Raw genomic sequence first — 15969 nt, forward strand, 5'->3', positions numbered from 1 at the left:
CTGAAATGCCGATAAAATTCACTACCGTTATGATAATCGTCAGTTTCCTCTGCTTTTTCCGTAATTCGGACATTATAAGCCATGTTTTTCCTTTATACGGAAAAATGCATCCTCGACAGAAGAATATCTGTCATTTTTACCGCATATTTAAATGTGTGGTCTATAAGGCAGGTCAAGTGGGTATTGGGTGTCCATTATTCAATCATCAGTTTGATATTATCTACTACAGAATTTATTTCATCGTCAGAAGCTTTTTCTATAAAACTGCATTTTCTTTGAACATAGTCCATGTTCTTTATTTGATCACTTAAAATACAGCCTTTTATTGAATGAGCCTTTAAAATTACTTCAAATGGATAGCCCTTTACGTGACTTGTAATTGGGCAAAATAAAGCTAATCCTGTTTTTTGGTTATATAATTTTTGGGAAACACAAATTGCAGGTCTATGCCCTTGTTGTTCATGTCCTGCTTGTGGATTAAATTCCAACCAAACTAAATCTCCTTTTTCAGGAATAAAACCGCTCATTACCATTCTTCTTTTCCTACCGCTTCAAAAGTGTTTATTTCTGAATGGAGATTCTGATCTGTAACAAGATTCATAAAAGCTTCAAGTGATTTTTTCTGAGGAAGAATTATCATTTTCCCTCTTTCGGCAATTATTTCTATTTTACTTCCATTTTTAATATTATTATCTTTTGCCCAAAGTGACGGAATTCTAAGCCCAAGACTATTCCCCCATTTCTGAACTACTGCTTGCATAATAGCCTCCGTAAATGTAGTATATACAATATATATACCGAATCGTCAAGGGAAATGAAAATCACGCTTGATTTTTATTATATCACTTTACCTCTCCATTAACCGATAATAACAGATACGCTTTCCTGTTCCTACTCGCCTCAGTTCTTCGTCTTCAACCAATAAATTATAGGCAAAAATAAGGGAAAGGATAATCGGTTAAGGGGAAAACCTTTTGTCCCACTTATAACACCATGCACAGTGTGCCTGCCGTAATCAGCAGCGAACCGATTACCGATTTTGCAGTGATATTCTCGTGGAGGAAAATTACTGCTAAAATTAATGTGATGACTACGCTTAATTTATCGATAGGAACCACTTTGGACGCTTCGCCAAGCTGCAATGCCTTGTAATAACACAGCCACGAAGCGCCTGTTGCGAGCCCCGAAAGGATCAAAAACACCCAGCTTTTCCTGCTGATGTTTACTATTCCGTGTTGAGCACCGGTCAGAAACACCATGCCCCACGCCATTGCCAACACAACAACCGTCCGCAACGCTGTCGCCAAATTTGAGTTTACCCCTTCAATTCCGACCTTTGCCAAAATAGAAGTAAGCGCTGCAAATACAGCGGATAAGAGTGCGAAAACCGCCCACATCATTTTTCTACGCTCCTTAGATGATGTGTATTATACTGCGAAAGTAATCCGATTACCAGATTTTATTCCGAATGTTACGGCGCAAACGTAGCAAAAATCTTTTAAGTCGCAATGCCACAGAATACCACTTTCATTGACATGCAGATATACATGATATATCTTTTTTGAATAAGAAGGTGAAAGATGAAACCGGTAAAAAGTTTGGATTGGCAATGGTATGGGACGGGTGCTGCGATTGTAGATATTGCCGATTCGGTAACCGAGTATGCAATCAACTGCGCCACGCCGAACGGGCGGATGAAAGTATTCCATTTGTTTCCGGGAATCGATTATGCGCTTACAACCTTTGAAGCAGCTACGTGCGATTATCGGAAACATTCGGCGCCCGATGTTATCGAAATAGCGTATTGTAAATCGGGGCGGTTTGAATGCGAATATAAGAGCGGCTATTTTACCTATATCGGAGAAGGTGATTGCGCCGTCGGTATTTTGGAAGCGCAAACCGAAAAACCGTATTTTCCGTTAGGGTATTACACAGGCTGTACGCTCATTATCGATCTAAAAAAAGCGGGTAAGGTTTTTCAAACCGGAATCGCCTGTATGTCTTTCGATTTACCGGCAATGCTGAAAAAGCTCTGTCCCGATAACCGATGCGCAGTATTCAAAACACCGGACATATTGCTCCGTGTATTTACCGAATTATACAACACATCGCAAAGTCTCTGCTATTCTCCTGATGAAACAAAGGCATATCTACAACTTAAAGTTTTAGAACTGCTGTTTTTATTGCAGCATTATGAATCGCAAGAGCAAGCAGCGGAACATGTCTGCTTTTCGGGCGCATATATAAAAAAGATCAAAGCGATTAAAGCGGATATTACGGAAAACCGGAACGGGAAGCTGCGGCTGAAAGGCCTATCTCAAAAATACGGTATAAGTTTAACGATGATGAAAGACTGTTTTAAGGCGGTATACGGCAAACCGATTCATGCTTTTCAAAAAGAATATAAGATGCAAAAAGCGGCGCAGCTCTTACGTGATACCGACCAATCAATCACGGACATTGCCGCATCGGTCGGATACGAAAATCCGAATAAGTTCTCCTCCGCTTTTAAAATGATGTTCGGCTGCCCACCGAGGGAATATCGGCAGCAGGCTATTTGTAATTAAAAGTAATGGGAGGTAACGCCGTTTCTAATCCAGTCATTGAGCCGCGTTTGCCATCCCTTACCGCTCGCTTTGAGCGCTTCGAGTAAATCCGCATCAATCCTGATACTTAATACCCTTTTTTGCGGTTTCCACATTGCTTTATTAACAAGATGGCTCGGCCTTATCTGCGTTATCTGATCGCCGGTCAACTCCGGAATATCGGAAAAATCTATTTCGTCATCAGGAACCGCATGGGCTTCACAAGCTGTTATAAATTGCTCTAAGTCTGTCATAATAAATGTCCCGCTCCTTACCACTCGCTTTACGTGCGGAAATCAGTCGTATGTTTCCGCACCTATCCGTATATACAACCGCTAATACAAGATATTTTGAGGTAACGCCATAGCATATATATCTTGCTTCACATTCTGTCGAATGAGCACTATCAAAAAACTCGATGAGGTTCGGATCATTAAAAATCTCTGAAGCTTCATCGAAGGATATGCCGTGCTTGCGGATATTCAGTTCATTTTTTGCCTTGTCCCATTCCATAGTGTAATGCTAAATTGTATTACACTATTTGTCAATATCATACATGACGAAGACATCGGAATAAGTACCGCATTTCAAAACTTTCCGGCTTTTCGGATAGGTTTCGGCGTAATGGAGTGGAAAGAACAATCCTGTTGACGCTATAGTGTTCTCATGAGTTAGCAGGTGCTAACTCGAATAACAGTTCCGGCTGTTATGAGATGGAGCTATTGATACAAAAAGGAGATACTATCATGGAAGCAAAAACGGAAGGGGCGACTCGGCTGCGGTTAAAGGATATTATCACGCTTTCGATTTTTAATATCGCGATGTTGGTTATCATGGTGATTGTCAAGATGATTATGACGGTTGCCGCAACGCCTGCGCTCGATTACCTTTTTTATGTCGGCGTCATGGCTTTTTTCTGCGCGCCGCTGTACATCGTGATGTCCAACAAAACCGCAAAACACGGGACGTTTTTTATCACGGCTGTTTTTTGCGGTTTAATGATGGCGGCATTCGGGTCGGTGTGGTTTTCGGCAGTGATGCTTGCGGTCGGAGTGATTTGTGAGCTCGTGATGCTGGGGGATGCTGCTTATAAAAATCCGCTTCGGAACGGCATCGGGTATGTGGTGTATTGGACGCTGTACGCATGGGGCAGTTCAATTCCGCTGTTCTTTTTTAAGGAACAGTACTTAAAAAGTTTGGGCGATTCATATACCGAAGAAGGGAAGCAAACGCTGATTCACTTTTACGGTTCGGTCGATATGATGCTGCTCATCGGGTTGATTTCGGCGGTACTTGCAGCTCTGGGTTTTTGGGCCGGTATGCTGTTTTTCAAAAAGCACATCAAAAAAGCAAAGTTAGCGTAAGCCGTGCGGAATCTCGATCCTCGGACTCACCTTGCCGTTACGCTCTGCGCCGCCGTCGTTTGGTTTTTATATGAACGGCTCGGGCAAATGCACCTGCTGTGTCTTCTGGCAAGCTGCTATTTATGGCAGGCAAAAGAGGTGCGGACGGCGGAGCGCTTGTGTCTCTTCTATTGTATATTGCAGGCGCTCAGCCTTCTTTGCGCACCGCATACGGCGCTGCTGTATGTCATCCTGCACACCTTTGCACGGTCAATCCCGCTGGTGATGTTTGCCGCCGCTATCGCAACAAGCAATCCGAGCAGGCTGATGGCAAGCTGGCAAAATCTGCGTGTTCCCAAGCCCGTCCTGATTATGCTGTGTATGATGATACGCTTTTTTCCGGTACTGCGGAAAGAAATGGCATCGATCCGGCAGGGAATTAGAGCGAGAGGGCTGTTTCCTCATTGGTATGATTATCTCCGCCGTCCCGTTACGGTATATGAAAGTTTTTTTGTACCGTTTACCGTTCGTTGCCTAAAGTTATCTGCGGAATTGGGAGCAACGGCGGAGCTACGCGGCTTGGACGCTCCTACAGAACGAAGCAGCCTCTATGCCGCCCCCTTGTCCGTATACGACTATCTGACGGCGGGCTTATACGCCGCTGCGATGCTCTGTATATTATTCATTGATTGAACAATGACTATGATTAGCTTTTGTGATGTCTCGTTTTGTTACGGGGAAGAGGATGCGGAGGGCGGGATGGATACCTGCATCGAGGGGATGTCGTTTGAGATACGGGCAGGGGAATGTGTTGTTTTGTGCGGCAGGTCGGGGGCGGGAAAAAGCACCGTCTTGAGGCTGATCGACGGCTTGGCTCCGGCTTTTTATGAGGGGACGCTGCACGGTTCGGTGGCGGTTGCCGGGAGGGAGCCTGCGGCGATGACGCCTGAGCAGCGGGTTAGGACATTCGGGGTTGTGTTTCAAGACCCGCGCAGTCAGTTTTTTATGAACAGTGTGCAGGATGAAATTGCGTTTTCTGCGGAAAATATCGGGCTGGAGCCGAGGGTGGTACAAGAAAAGGTGCGGGAGGCTGCGGCATTGCTGGATATAGAACCGCTGTTGTGCCGGACGGTTGACGCACTGTCGGCAGGGCAAAAACAGCGGGTTGCGATTGCTGCGGCGCTCATTTTGTCACCTGATATTCTGATTTTAGATGAGCCTGCTTCCAATTTGGATACGGAGGGGTGCCGGATTTTGATCGGACTTTTGGCGGAGATTAAACGGAGGGGTACGACGGTCATCATTAGCGAGCACCGGCTGCACGCATTTTTAGGGATTGCAGACTCGTTTTTGCATATCGAACACGGCAGAGCGGCGCACCGATGGACGGCAGAGGAATTTGCGTGTTTGCCGGAGGATGCACTGAGGCGCTTCGGGTTCCGGTACCCCGGTATGGCGGAGCTCCCGTTACGCCGGAAAAAAATCCGTGCAGTAAAGGCAGCAGGAATAATTGCAGGAACGGCGGTATCAGCGGTAGCGGTTGCAGAAACAGCAGGAGCAAAGACGGCATCGGCAGAAAAACCAGAGGAAAAAATGCGCTCTGCATTGTGCGCATCGAATGTGACGTATTTGTACAAGCCGGTGAGAGCCGGAGTAAATGGGTGCGGAGAAAAAGACCGCGAAAAGGACGCCGCCGGGCTGGAATCGGTATGCGGTATCCGGAATATCAACCTTGTGTTTCCGCACGGGAGCGTTACCGCGCTGACCGGAGAAAACGGCGCCGGTAAAACGACCCTGTGCAAGGTGTTGTGCGGGCTGCTCCGGCAAAAGAGCGGCAGCATTATGCTGGATGGGCGGGAGCTTTCCTGTGCACAGCGGCGGCGCATAAGCTATTTTGTGATGCAGGACGCCGATTATCAGCTCTATTCCGACAGCATAATTAACGAGCTGCTGTTGGGACGGGAACCTTCACAAGACAACAAACGGCGTGCGGAAGAAGCTCTTGAGCTGTTCCGTTTGCAAGCGGTACGGAACCGGCATCCCGCCTCGCTGTCGGGCGGGGAAAAGCAGCGAGTGGTGATCGCCGCCGCGTACTGCTCGGATGCGGAGGTGTTTGTGTTCGATGAGCCGACCAGCGGCATGGACGGCGAAGGGCTTTTAAGTATGGCGCACTGGGCGGATATGCTTGCACAAGCGGGGAAAACCGTGATCATCATTACGCACGACGAGCTGCTCGCCGACATAGCCTGCGATTACAGGGTGCAGCTGATGAAGCATCCGTTAAAAAGCTATACCTGAATTTTTTGCAGATGTCCTGTATACTAATCGTCTGTTGTATCCCTATTTTATTAATATCTAAGTAAGTTGTAGCAAACGAATCTTTTATATTACCTCTTTAAACCCTTCTATTAGTCTTTGATAATACTTCTCTAAAAAAACGTTATCAGTTTTACTAAAATCGTGAGATGATCTTCTTTTTATAATTTTGAAAGCGCCCTATTAACTTTCCCAATCAATTGCCTTAATATTTTCCCCTTCGCCGAATTTTACGCAAAGTATTTCATCGCTTTCGTCCGGCGAAATCATAAAATCCATTGTGATATGCGGTTTTTCATTGTCAATCCATAAACCTAAATTCGTTACCGCCATTTTCATTACAAAGTCGGTAACCTCGTTCGGTAAGTCTTCAAGTCCACATTCTTCAATATGAAAGTTTATATAGTAATTGTCTTCTTTTAAATATGCTATAAGAGCTTTTCTTGCTTCTTGTATTTTCTCGTCTATATTTTCAAGAAAATGTGCATAAATATCCAGTATACCGTTCGGTAGTTCTACATTTTGATCGAACCAGAGACATACGTCTATTCCGTTAATTGTTTTTTCCCAAATCACATTCACATTATCTGCCGTATCAAAACTTAATTGACCGAAATATTGATGTTCTATCTTTTTCATACTTTAATTTCCTCAAGGCATTAATTCTTTTCCGATTTATTTATTTTTAAGTGTATCACATTTATTTTTCTTACTCAATTTAGATTAAACGGGTTGATTTGCAATAAACCAAAGAACCGGCATAAATAAAACGTAGGGCTTATGCCCATAGAACTTTGATGATTAAAGGTAAGTTTTCCCGACCAGCCGGAATTTTTAGCACCGTAAGCCTCATTTTAATATCCGTACTTCTTCCGATTTGCTGCAAGGAAGCAGAGCGTTGCGATAACCGCCATCAGCTCCGCGCCGACAATCGAAAGCCAGATACCGTCGACTCCCCAAAGAAGCGGGAGCAGCAAAACGGCTGCAGCTTGAAACACCACAGTCCGTAAAAATGAGATTGCAGCGGAAACGCCGCCGTTGTTCAATGCCGTAAAAAACGATGAGCCGAAGATTGCATACCCGGAACACAGAAACGAAAAGGCAAAGATGCTGAAGGCGTGGACGGTCATCGCAAAAAGACCTGCATCGTATCCGACAAATAGCGAAGCAAGGAGCCGCGATAATACAAGTGACGAAGCAAACATTCCTACTGCAAAAATTCCAATGAGTATGCTGCTTTTTCTTAACAGATTTTGTAATTCTTTATGATTTTGCGCACCGTAATGATAGCCGATAATCGGCGCCGTCCCGACCGAATATCCGATAAACAGCGCTTGAAAAATAAAGCCGACATACATCAATACACCGTAAGCTGCGACTCCATCCGCTCCTGCATAACGAAGGAGCTACACATTGTACAGCATACTGACTAGCGACATGGATATTTGACTGAGTAATTTCGAAAACCTGTTCGAGTAGCTTTTTATCAACGCGTTACCGTCAAAAGCCGTTTTACCGAGCCGTAAAAAACTCTTGTTCGGACGGGCAAAATACAAAATCGGAACGAAGTTTTACCGACATAGTTTGAAACAAAAAATCCATCGACAACATTGTAGACGGATGTAAAAATAGGCATAATGATAGTCGGAATGGTAAAGCGCAGCAATTTTATAAAGGTAAACCGCTCCGATAGTTGAATGGGCATGTGAAATCCTTGCTCCTTAATACAACCTAATAATTATAGAAGATTTTTAGGTTTGAATCGATAGGGTTGATTTCGGCGATCCATTGATAAAAGCCGCACAATGAAAGCCACATTTTTTCCTTGACATTGTGTCAGTAAAATCATATAGTACAGCTCATCACGCGAAAACAAAAAAATGTAAGGAAGTTTTATCATGCCGAAAACATCGCCTGAATATATGGAAAACCGCAGAAATGAAATCATCAATGCCTGTAAAAAGCTGTATGAGACCATGGATTTTAAAGACATTACGATAAAGGAAATCAGCACGGCAACCAGTTTTTCCCGCCCTTCCATTTACAATTATTTTAAAACAAAAGAAGAAATCTTTCTTGCAATTTTTCAGACGGAATATGAACTTTGGACGAATGAGCTCAATGCCATAAGGCAGGATCCTGCGCTGCCCGCAACTTCACTTCCGGAAAAAATCGCCTGCAGCCTTGAAAAACGCGGATTGCTTTTGAAGCTGCTCGCCATGAATCTGTACGATATGGAAGAACATAGCAGTCTGGAATGTCTGGTACGTTTTAAGCGCGCCTACAAAGCCGCTTTTGATGCCGTTGAAAATCTGCTCAAGCAGTTTTATCCTTCATTTTCGCCAGCCCGCCGCCAAGAATTCCTGTTTTCATTTTTCCCTTTCCTCTTTGGAATCTATCCTTACGCCTTTGCAACAAAAAAACAGATTGAAGCCATGAACCGGTGCGGCTTTGAATACCCAAGAGCCACGATTTACGAGCTGGTGTGTCAGTGCGTAGCACGGCTTCTTGGAAACCGCTAAAAACTGAAATTGGAGGATGCCCCATGTGCGAAGAATGTTATGTAAACGAAAGCAGAATTACGCCGCTGCTTAATCCTATTGAGTGTTTGGAACATCACACGCAGTATATATGCGGAACATGCGGACGATGTATTTGTATTGAGCATGATCCAAAGCGAGGCTTGCAAAGATGGAATTTCCCCTTTAAGTCATTGGAAATTGCAAAGCTGTACTTACGGACAGCGGATTATACGGAAAAAGAGCCTTGCGGTATTTACGAAATAGAAAACAGCAAGGGGAAAAAATCGTATAAAATTTTTCCTTTCTATGACGATGTGCTGCTCTTTTTGAAAAAAAACAAAGACAAGCAGTGCAAGCATACCGCGCCTCTTTTTACTGCCGGAGAATATAGAGAATACCCGCATACACAGATACGCAGATTGACGCCTGCTGAAGTAACACGCTATATGGATGAACGTGAACACGGCACCGCTGTATAAATTTCTTCCTGCAAAAAATTTTGACAACAAGAAATTTTAACCTGACATTATGTCAGTTTATCGTTATACTCTATCCATAAAACTGACATAATGTCAGTAATTGTTCACAGGAAACCGATATGCGAACGTACAGATTGTAAGAGAGCATAGAGGTTTTCCTCAAATTCATTTTGACTTACAGGAGGCAGAAAAGCTTATTTTTTCAGTTTTAATGGGAGCATGTATGGCGGCAGGTCTTTCGGCGAAAACGGCGGTAGTATATTTTAGCACAACCGGTACGACGGAACGGATGGCAAAAAATGCGGCAAGCGCGATGGGGGCGGATATCTTTGAAATAGAGCCTGTCCACAAATACACTGCTGCCGATCTGAATGGCTTATCGAAAACGATACAGCGGCGGATGCGGTACTATTGCAACAGCACGGAATTCCTGAAAGAATTGGCTCGGCCTAGAAATGCAAAAAATACAGGGATTCCGCATTTGAATTATAAAGTTATAATCTATAATAACTTATACGTTTTATGTTTTGTATTCTATTTTATAGCAAGTTATTATTATATAATGACCTAGACGGCTATAATGCGGAATTCCTGCAAAAAAATAGATAAAACTATTGCATATTTATGCTAATATGCTTCATAGTATTCCAAAGTCACGTGTTGCTTTATATATAGGGATTAGAATGATCAAAGATATTTTTTTACAAAAACTACAGCGAAAGTCAAATACTTTTGAAAAGGCAATTTCTACCAATGAAAAAAAAATATTTATACGATCTCTCTTTGGAAATTGACCGTCCTTATACCAACTTAAAAGAGTATCAGAACTATAAAAACGTTATCTAACAAGAAAAGGTGTATTAATATGGACTTGCCGATTGTCAAACGTATTGCAGTGCACGGCGTTATTGGGTAAATATATGCTGCGATTGGATAAAATAAATGCTAAAAACGTACAGGATATTTTAAAACTGAATGTTTCGGAAAATCAAAAAAGCTTTGTTGCAGGCAATGATGCCAGTATCATTGAGGCCTACACTGCCGTTACGGCAAACGGATATGCTTTTCCTTTTGGAATATATGATGATGAAATGCCGGTCGGTTTTCTGATGATAGGTTTCGGTGTTTACGATTATTGGGATGATGCACCGAAAATAGCCTACGGCAACTATAACCTTTGGCGGTTGATGATCGACGAAAAATATCAGAATAGAGGATACGGCAAAACTGCGGTTAGCCTTGCTCTTCAATTTATAAGAACATTTCCATGCGGTAAAACGGAATACTGTTGGGTATCGTATGAGCCCGAAAATAACATTGCCCGCCGGTTATATGCTTCGTTCGGTTTTTACGAAACGGGTGAAACCGACGGAACGGAGCTGATTGCGCTATTGAAGTTGTAGTTCGGAATGTGCCGGGAAATTATGCCGGCGTTCCCGGCGAACAGACAAGCAACGAATGGTGCGAGCCGGTAAGCGATGCGGAATACGGGAAGCTTATACCTATTGTCAATTAAAATATATCCTTGACTTTTTCATCCCTCCTGTTTATTATAGACACTCGTTCTGTGAGTGTTTTTTCTTTATACGGTTAGCGTGATCTAAGGTATAAGGTGAGCGACTAAAATATCGCCGCTCACCTTAACCGTCAAGTTTTCTGATCGAAAACTTGCTTATTGACGTGTGCGCGTTCCGCGCACGAATTCGTCCGCCTCCAAAATTGATATTTTGTTCGGTTGTCGAATTTATAGGAAGGTATAACTTCGACCGCTCAAATAGCGCGGTCTCGTTAACCGTCGAGTTTGCCGTTCGGCAAACATCGCTTATTGGCGTGTGCGCTGCCGCGCACCAATGCAACAGTTTCCAAAGTTCAAACTTTGTTCAACTGTTGCATTTTAAGGAACTTATAAAGTAGAAGGAATATCTAAAAATGTTCCTCAGTTTGTAGAAGATGGCGAAAGGAGCCGATTTTTGAAGCGTAATAGCAAAAAGCCCGAAGTCCGTAAACAGGAATTGATCGAAATTGCAGCGAAACTCTTTGCGGAAAAAGGATATGAGGCGGTATCCGTACGAGACATCCTTGATGTCGTCGGCGGAGCGCCCGGTATGTTTTACTACTATTTTAAGTCAAAACAAGATATTTACGTTGCAGCGATGGAGCAATATATTTCCGAACGCTTGGAACGAAAGTGCCGGATGCTTGAAGATGATACCCTTCCGTTCCGTAAAAAACTCGCCGCTTTTCGCAGTATGATCAAAGAGGATATCAGCGGGTATATGGAGCGCTTCATATCAAACAGCGATGCTTCGATTTCGGATACTTCGTATAAAATCTGGGATTTTGTCCAGATGCTAAACCGCATGGTTAAACCGTATTCAAAGTTTCTTTTGCAGGCATACAACGAAGGTCATCTGTCCACTCGGCTAAAAATAACGGAAGAAAATGCGGCGGTCTTTGCCACTTTTATACTGTACGGCTCATGGGGAATTATCTATAACGGACAATTTACCGATAGCGGTCAAAACTTTACCATGGAGGATGTAATAGCGGTTACCGACAAACTTTTACAATAAATGACTATGAATACTTCTGATAGTATCTACTGGATTGAATGTCGACTTTCTATTTTTTTAATAATAAGGGCGGCTTTTTGCGGCAAGCCGCAAAAACCAGGCTTTGCGGGGTTCCGCTTTTCGCTCCATTCCTCCGCTTCGCTTCGGAACCGCCCCGCCTTAGGAAATCGGCGGGACGGCCCCTACAATCCTTGCCGCAGGAAAATTCGAACTTCCAGCTCATAATATTATTGAAAATTTTAGAAGTTTATCGGAATGTATTCTTTGACACCTACAGCAACGGGAATGATCCTTACGGACATTCCCGTTGTTGCGTTTAAGGGGGTATGGAACGAATTCTGTCTGTCGTTTTTAAAAGTATCGATGCAACGGCTGAACTTAAAAAAATGAAGATAGCGCATAATGAGCAGATTATGCAATTGGGAACCTCTAAAAACTTCAGTTTTTATAGATGCCCAATTATCAAGAAATAAAAAGAGCGCAGCTGATCAGTTGTGTTCTTACTAAATAGAGAAAAGGAGTTTTTATGGACAACCAAAAAAACACAAAGTCCGCGAGAGGAGCGATCTCCGCAGGTCTTTTTATTGCGCTCTATCTTGTAACCTACGTTATCATCGGCGCTATCTGTATGCCTGTTGCAGTGCTTTTCCTGCTGATGCCGGAATTGGTAGCGTTTTTTGCTGCGCCTATCTACCATACGATGCTGACCAAGGCGCCGGGATGGATTTCGATTTTTCTTGCAGCGATCATTCCCAGTCTGGTGTTAATTGCAACAGGGCACATTCCCATTGCGCCGTTAGTTTCCATTCCGGTAGGCATTATCGCCGTGCTATTAGCAAAGAACGGGCACTATAGAAGTTTTAAATGGAATGCAATCAGTCACGCGGTTTTTTCTTTAAATCTATTCGGAGGTTTTCTCCCTATTTGGGTTATGCGGGATTACTTCTTTCAACATACGCTCGAAGGAGGAATGAGCAAAGCTTTTTGCGACACTGTCCGCTCGCTTACGCCATGGTGGGTACTTCCGGTTATGATGATTGCAACAGCGCTCTGCTCGCTGCTCGGCTCTTTGTTCACAAAAAAAGTATTGCATAAACATCTGGAAAAAGCAGGCATCGTGTGAAGCAGACAGCGAGCGTGCCCTATAACACAAAACGGCAGCATAACGGATGGGTATTCGATCCCAGAACTAAAATGATAGTGCTTATTGAACTTGATATGCTGATTTTTTTAAGCCGCTCGCTGCTTTATGAAACGGGCGTATTCTTGCTGTGCTCTCTCATTCTTCTGGTCGGCGGTCAACGCAAAACCGCAATCAAGTATATCGGTCTATTTGTAATCTTTGTCGGTATTGAACACCTGATACGTCCGTATATGGCTCATTTTTCGGTTTCTCTGATTTACTTTGCCGTTGTCATTATACGCAAGGTGTTACCGGTTTTTATTTTGGCGAAGTGGTTAATTGCAACAACGGAAGTCAGCGCTTTTGTTGCCGCACTATGGAAAATGCGGCTGCCGAGAAATATGATTATAACCGGCTCCGTTATTTTCCGCTGCTTCCCTACGATTCGGGAAGAATGGACTGCAATTCAATCCGCTATGCGTATGCGGGGAATTGAATGCAATGTGCGCAATCTTTTATTCAAGCCGTCGGAAACGATTACGTATACTTTAATTCCTCTTTTTATTTCAATCTTGAACATCAGCGATGAATTGGCTCAGGCGGCATTATGTAGGGGGCTTGATAATCCGGGGCGTCATACCTGTATGACGGAAATAGGATTCAGGCTGCCGGATATCCTTTTTTTAATTCTTGTTACGGGTATTTTTACCGGCGTCTGTACCGCTAAAATGCTGGGAGTGATGCTATGATCAATATCCAAAATGTTTCTTTTTCTTATGAACAAGCGGATGCGCCAAGCCTCAAAAATATTAGCCTTTCAATTAAAGCAGGTGAATGTGTGCTGCTTTGCGGGAAAAGCGGGTGCGGAAAAACGACGCTGATACGGCTCCTCTGCGGTATGCTGCCTGATTTTTATAACGGCGCTTTTTCCGGCAGTGTGTCGGTTAAAGGAATTGATCCTGTGAGCGCACCGATGTATGAGATTGCAAAAACGGTCGGCACTGTTTTTCAAAATCCGCGTACGCAATTTTATACCGTGAATACGACAAGCGAAATTGCATTCGGATGTGAAAATCTCGGAATGGAACCGAAGGCTATAAGGAAGCGGGTAGACGATACGGCCGATGCGCTGCACATAAGAACACTGCTTGACCGAAATATTTTTCAACTTTCAGGAGGAGAAAAACAAAAAATCGCATTTGCAAGTATTTATGCCGTTCATCCCGATATTTACGTTTTAGACGAACCTTCTTCCAATCTGGATAATCACGCTATCGGTGAATTGCAAGCAATTTTGCACCTTTTGAAAGCACAAGGAAAAACAATTGTTATAGCAGAACATCGAATGTGGTATCTTAAAGAATTGGCGGATTGTGCTCTGTATATGAAAGACGGCAAAATCGAAAAAGAATACACCATGCGTGAATTGGATTCTATGTCGATTGCGGAACGTATGGAAACAGGTATCAGGCCGGTTTCGTTATACGATTTTTTTCCCATTATAAAAGAGCAGAGCGAAAGTAGCGGCGATATAAGAGCCAATGCTTCAATACAAATGAAGAATGTTTATTTTTCTTATAAGAAATATGAGAGGAAATCATCGCTTGCTGTACCGGATGCGTATTTTCAATCGGGGACTGTGATTGCGGTTATTGGAAATAACGGAACTGGAAAATCGACATTGGTTTCAGTGATAGCAGGACTATTAAAAAATAAGAGAGGCGTTATTAGTGTGAACGGAACTATTCAATCCGCAAAAGAACGTTTGTCGATGAGTTATATGGTGATGCAAGAAGTAAATCATCAGTTGTTTACGGATAGCGTAAAAGAAGAAATTATGCTCGGCGTTAAAAATCCTGACGAGACGGTATTGAATACCGTTTTAAATAAGATGGATATAGAGCCCTTAAAAGACCGGCATCCTATGACATTATCCGGTGGTCAAAAACAACGAGTTGCGATTGCAGCCGCCGTTTTTTGCAAAAAGAAAATTTTGATTTTTGATGAGCCGACAAGCGGTCTTGATTTTTTTCACATGACGCAAACGGCGGAATTGATTAAAACACTGAAAGCCGATGACACGTATATATTCGTGATTACGCATGATTACGAATTTATTGTAACGGCTTGCGATATCGTTGTTGAAGTAAAAAAGGGCAGCATTGAAGCTCAGTACCCATTAGATGTGCAAGGGCTTCACCGATTACGAAACGGTATGCTTTAACGGTGTGTTTTATTGAGGGCACCATCATTGGTTTAAGCATAGACCGGAAAAAAATAAAATGTTTACAGTCGTTCTTAGAAAGCCTCTGACAGTTATCTTATTTATTCGGAAAAATTATGTTATTTTACAAAGCAATCAACGATTAAAATCAACAACCCCGACGCTCGCGTCGGGGTATTAAACGCACGAATAGAAAGGAGGACTCGTATGTATCAGGCTATAACAGAGGAAGATCGGACCGAATTAGTAACGGCTCTCTATAATCAAGTGCTAAAGGATAGCTGGGATGAAAGAAAAGAAAAAAACGGAGAATATCTTGTATGTTACTGTAAAATACAAGATGCCGCCTTTACAACCGAAATGACGGAGAATGAAATAAAAACTTCTGCTCGATTAACGATAGACATATTAGAGGAACTTAAAAACATCAATAATACAGGACTGAATAAAGAGAAATTTAATACTCTGTTAAAACAATGCACTACAGAAAACGCCGGGATTACCGGCTATTTGGGGATTTGGGATGAAGTATTCCGTACCGAAAAAATACAGCTCATGTTTTCCGAAATCGATCGAATAAAACAAGTCGGTGGAGCATACGCAGCTATTCTTGCGCATCCGCAACTGATACAGACCATTATTGCTATTTATGATGTTTTAGTAGATTCTTTTGATGATGAGCATTTATATTGCACAAGCACCTATTTTTTATTGCGGGGGATTATGCGGATGCGTTCCCGTGAAACATAAACATATTTGCCAATCTGAGGAGGAGCGATAAACAGTTCGGCGCACAGTCCTACG

At 43.0% G+C, this 15969-nt stretch carries 20 protein-coding genes and 1 pseudogene; 13 read left to right on the forward strand and 8 right to left on the reverse strand.

All coding sequences use genetic code 11. The features are described 5' to 3' along the window. Nucleotides 1-194: 194 nt before the first annotated feature. The 3 genes from mazF to HMPREF1222_RS07595 form a co-directional block, all read right to left on the reverse strand. Nucleotides 195-533 carry an endoribonuclease MazF gene (gene mazF, locus HMPREF1222_RS07585; RefSeq protein ID WP_016518917.1) on the reverse strand — a complete coding sequence of 113 codons (339 nt, stop codon included), beginning with the start codon at nt 531-533 and terminating at the stop codon, nt 195-197. Further along, nucleotides 527-760 (reverse strand): AbrB/MazE/SpoVT family DNA-binding domain-containing protein, encoded by a 234-nt coding sequence (locus tag HMPREF1222_RS07590; RefSeq protein WP_016518918.1) that lies wholly within the window; start codon nt 758-760, stop codon nt 527-529. Before HMPREF1222_RS07590 ends, mazF begins: the two co-directional genes overlap by 7 nt. Before the next feature lie 223 nt (nt 761-983). Then, a complete protein-coding gene (locus HMPREF1222_RS07595) occupies nt 984-1400 on the reverse strand; it encodes an EamA family transporter (protein WP_016518919.1) in 417 nt (138 codons plus the stop codon). A 180-nt stretch (nt 1401-1580) separates the two neighbouring features. On the opposite strand from HMPREF1222_RS07595, the gene HMPREF1222_RS07600 reads away from it, so the two are divergent. Then, nucleotides 1581-2567, forward strand: coding sequence for a helix-turn-helix domain-containing protein (locus HMPREF1222_RS07600; RefSeq protein WP_016518920.1), 987 nt, complete (start codon nt 1581-1583; stop codon nt 2565-2567). On the opposite strand, the gene HMPREF1222_RS07605 is transcribed toward HMPREF1222_RS07600, so the two are convergent. Both HMPREF1222_RS07605 and HMPREF1222_RS07610 read right to left on the reverse strand, forming a co-directional pair. Then, nucleotides 2564-2839: a BrnA antitoxin family protein gene (locus HMPREF1222_RS07605; protein WP_006190336.1), complete on the reverse strand. Its 276-nt coding sequence runs from the start codon at nt 2837-2839 to the stop codon at nt 2564-2566. The genes HMPREF1222_RS07600 and HMPREF1222_RS07605 overlap by 4 nt on opposite strands. Then, complete coding sequence (locus HMPREF1222_RS07610; RefSeq protein WP_006190337.1) at nt 2805-3098, reverse strand: BrnT family toxin; 294 nt, start codon at nt 3096-3098, stop codon at nt 2805-2807. The genes HMPREF1222_RS07605 and HMPREF1222_RS07610 overlap by 35 nt, the downstream gene beginning before the upstream one ends. A 233-nt stretch (nt 3099-3331) precedes the next feature. Between HMPREF1222_RS07610 and HMPREF1222_RS07615 the strand changes: the two genes are divergently transcribed. The 3 genes from HMPREF1222_RS07615 (at nt 3332) to HMPREF1222_RS07625 (ending at nt 6226) form a co-directional block, all read left to right on the forward strand. Then, complete coding sequence (locus tag HMPREF1222_RS07615; RefSeq protein ID WP_006190339.1) at nt 3332-3949, forward strand: MptD family putative ECF transporter S component; 618 nt, start codon at nt 3332-3334, stop codon at nt 3947-3949. 3 nt (nt 3950-3952) lie between these two features. Then, complete coding sequence (locus HMPREF1222_RS07620; RefSeq protein WP_016518921.1) at nt 3953-4621, forward strand: energy-coupling factor transporter transmembrane component T family protein; 669 nt, start codon at nt 3953-3955, stop codon at nt 4619-4621. Nucleotides 4622-4687: 66 nt separating this feature from the next. Beyond that, entirely contained in the window at nt 4688-6226 is a 1539-nt protein-coding gene (locus HMPREF1222_RS07625) for an ABC transporter ATP-binding protein (protein ID WP_016518922.1), read from the forward strand. 201 nt (nt 6227-6427) lie between these two features. Here HMPREF1222_RS07625 and HMPREF1222_RS07630 read toward each other — a convergent pair whose 3' ends face one another. From HMPREF1222_RS07630 to HMPREF1222_RS12950, 3 genes and pseudogenes are all read right to left on the reverse strand, one after another. Then, nucleotides 6428-6883: a DUF2004 domain-containing protein gene (locus HMPREF1222_RS07630; protein WP_006190342.1), complete on the reverse strand. Its 456-nt coding sequence runs from the start codon at nt 6881-6883 to the stop codon at nt 6428-6430. 215 nt (nt 6884-7098) lie between these two features. Beyond that, nucleotides 7099-7632 (reverse strand): annotated as a pseudogene (locus tag HMPREF1222_RS12945) (MATE family efflux transporter); the annotation flags it as partial. Nucleotides 7633-7730: 98 nt separating this feature from the next. Beyond that, nucleotides 7731-7949, reverse strand: a complete 219-nt coding sequence (locus HMPREF1222_RS12950; RefSeq protein WP_006190344.1) for a hypothetical protein — start codon at nt 7947-7949, stop codon at nt 7731-7733. Nucleotides 7950-8142: 193 nt separating this feature from the next. Between HMPREF1222_RS12950 and HMPREF1222_RS07645 the strand changes: the two genes are divergently transcribed. The 9 genes from HMPREF1222_RS07645 (at nt 8143) to HMPREF1222_RS07690 (ending at nt 15915) form a co-directional block, all read left to right on the forward strand. Beyond that, nucleotides 8143-8766 carry a TetR/AcrR family transcriptional regulator gene (locus tag HMPREF1222_RS07645; protein WP_016518924.1) on the forward strand — a complete coding sequence of 208 codons (624 nt, stop codon included), beginning with the start codon at nt 8143-8145 and terminating at the stop codon, nt 8764-8766. 23 nt (nt 8767-8789) lie between these two features. After that, complete coding sequence (locus tag HMPREF1222_RS07650) at nt 8790-9245, forward strand: hypothetical protein (protein WP_006190348.1); 456 nt, start codon at nt 8790-8792, stop codon at nt 9243-9245. A 223-nt stretch (nt 9246-9468) separates the two neighbouring features. Beyond that, a complete protein-coding gene (locus HMPREF1222_RS12390; RefSeq protein ID WP_016518925.1) occupies nt 9469-9816 on the forward strand; it encodes a flavodoxin in 348 nt (115 codons plus the stop codon). A gap of 349 nt (nt 9817-10165) precedes the next feature. Continuing rightward, on the forward strand, nt 10166-10648 hold the full coding sequence (locus HMPREF1222_RS07660) for a GNAT family N-acetyltransferase (RefSeq protein ID WP_038076605.1): 483 nt from the start codon (nt 10166-10168) through the stop codon (nt 10646-10648). 567 nt (nt 10649-11215) lie between these two features. Continuing rightward, on the forward strand, nt 11216-11818 hold the full coding sequence (locus HMPREF1222_RS07665; protein WP_006190357.1) for a TetR/AcrR family transcriptional regulator: 603 nt from the start codon (nt 11216-11218) through the stop codon (nt 11816-11818). Nucleotides 11819-12344: 526 nt separating this feature from the next. Continuing rightward, nucleotides 12345-12941: an MptD family putative ECF transporter S component gene (locus tag HMPREF1222_RS07675; protein WP_016518927.1), complete on the forward strand. Its 597-nt coding sequence runs from the start codon at nt 12345-12347 to the stop codon at nt 12939-12941. Then, nucleotides 12938-13690 (forward strand): energy-coupling factor transporter transmembrane component T, encoded by a 753-nt coding sequence (locus HMPREF1222_RS07680; protein ID WP_016518928.1) that lies wholly within the window; start codon nt 12938-12940, stop codon nt 13688-13690. Before HMPREF1222_RS07675 ends, HMPREF1222_RS07680 begins: the two co-directional genes overlap by 4 nt. Then, nucleotides 13687-15165: an ABC transporter ATP-binding protein gene (locus HMPREF1222_RS07685; RefSeq protein WP_016518929.1), complete on the forward strand. Its 1479-nt coding sequence runs from the start codon at nt 13687-13689 to the stop codon at nt 15163-15165. The genes HMPREF1222_RS07680 and HMPREF1222_RS07685 overlap by 4 nt, the downstream gene beginning before the upstream one ends. 207 nt (nt 15166-15372) lie before the next feature. Further along, nucleotides 15373-15915, forward strand: a complete 543-nt coding sequence (locus HMPREF1222_RS07690) for a hypothetical protein (protein ID WP_016518930.1) — start codon at nt 15373-15375, stop codon at nt 15913-15915. Nucleotides 15916-15969 lie beyond the last annotated feature (54 nt).

The sequence above is a fragment of the Treponema vincentii F0403 genome, from assembly GCF_000412995.1.
Taxonomy (GTDB): domain Bacteria; phylum Spirochaetota; class Spirochaetia; order Treponematales; family Treponemataceae; genus Treponema; species Treponema vincentii.

Bases quoted from the DNA above. Each gene is read 5' to 3' on its own strand.
- HMPREF1222_RS07675 (WP_016518927.1), top strand. From the start codon at position 12,345: ATGGACAACCAAAAAAACACAAAGTCCGCGAGAGGAGCGATCTCCGCA.
- HMPREF1222_RS07605 (WP_006190336.1), bottom strand. From the start codon at position 2,839: ATGACAGACTTAGAGCAATTTATAACAGCTTGTGAAGCCCATGCGGTT.
- HMPREF1222_RS07690 (WP_016518930.1), top strand. From the start codon at position 15,373: ATGTATCAGGCTATAACAGAGGAAGATCGGACCGAATTAGTAACGGCT.
- HMPREF1222_RS07685 (WP_016518929.1), top strand. From the start codon at position 13,687: ATGATCAATATCCAAAATGTTTCTTTTTCTTATGAACAAGCGGATGCG.
- HMPREF1222_RS07590 (WP_016518918.1), bottom strand. From the start codon at position 760: ATGCAAGCAGTAGTTCAGAAATGGGGGAATAGTCTTGGGCTTAGAATT.
- HMPREF1222_RS07595 (WP_016518919.1), bottom strand. From the start codon at position 1,400: ATGATGTGGGCGGTTTTCGCACTCTTATCCGCTGTATTTGCAGCGCTT.
- HMPREF1222_RS07650 (WP_006190348.1), top strand. From the start codon at position 8,790: ATGTGCGAAGAATGTTATGTAAACGAAAGCAGAATTACGCCGCTGCTT.
- HMPREF1222_RS07645 (WP_016518924.1), top strand. From the start codon at position 8,143: ATGCCGAAAACATCGCCTGAATATATGGAAAACCGCAGAAATGAAATC.
- HMPREF1222_RS07660 (WP_038076605.1), top strand. From the start codon at position 10,166: ATGCTGCGATTGGATAAAATAAATGCTAAAAACGTACAGGATATTTTA.
- mazF (WP_016518917.1), bottom strand. From the start codon at position 533: ATGGTAATGAGCGGTTTTATTCCTGAAAAAGGAGATTTAGTTTGGTTG.
- HMPREF1222_RS07600 (WP_016518920.1), top strand. From the start codon at position 1,581: ATGAAACCGGTAAAAAGTTTGGATTGGCAATGGTATGGGACGGGTGCT.
- HMPREF1222_RS07625 (WP_016518922.1), top strand. From the start codon at position 4,688: ATGGATACCTGCATCGAGGGGATGTCGTTTGAGATACGGGCAGGGGAA.
- HMPREF1222_RS12390 (WP_016518925.1), top strand. From the start codon at position 9,469: ATGGCGGCAGGTCTTTCGGCGAAAACGGCGGTAGTATATTTTAGCACA.
- HMPREF1222_RS07610 (WP_006190337.1), bottom strand. From the start codon at position 3,098: ATGGAATGGGACAAGGCAAAAAATGAACTGAATATCCGCAAGCACGGC.
- HMPREF1222_RS07615 (WP_006190339.1), top strand. From the start codon at position 3,332: ATGGAAGCAAAAACGGAAGGGGCGACTCGGCTGCGGTTAAAGGATATT.
- HMPREF1222_RS12950 (WP_006190344.1), bottom strand. From the start codon at position 7,949: ATGCCCATTCAACTATCGGAGCGGTTTACCTTTATAAAATTGCTGCGC.
- HMPREF1222_RS07630 (WP_006190342.1), bottom strand. From the start codon at position 6,883: ATGAAAAAGATAGAACATCAATATTTCGGTCAATTAAGTTTTGATACG.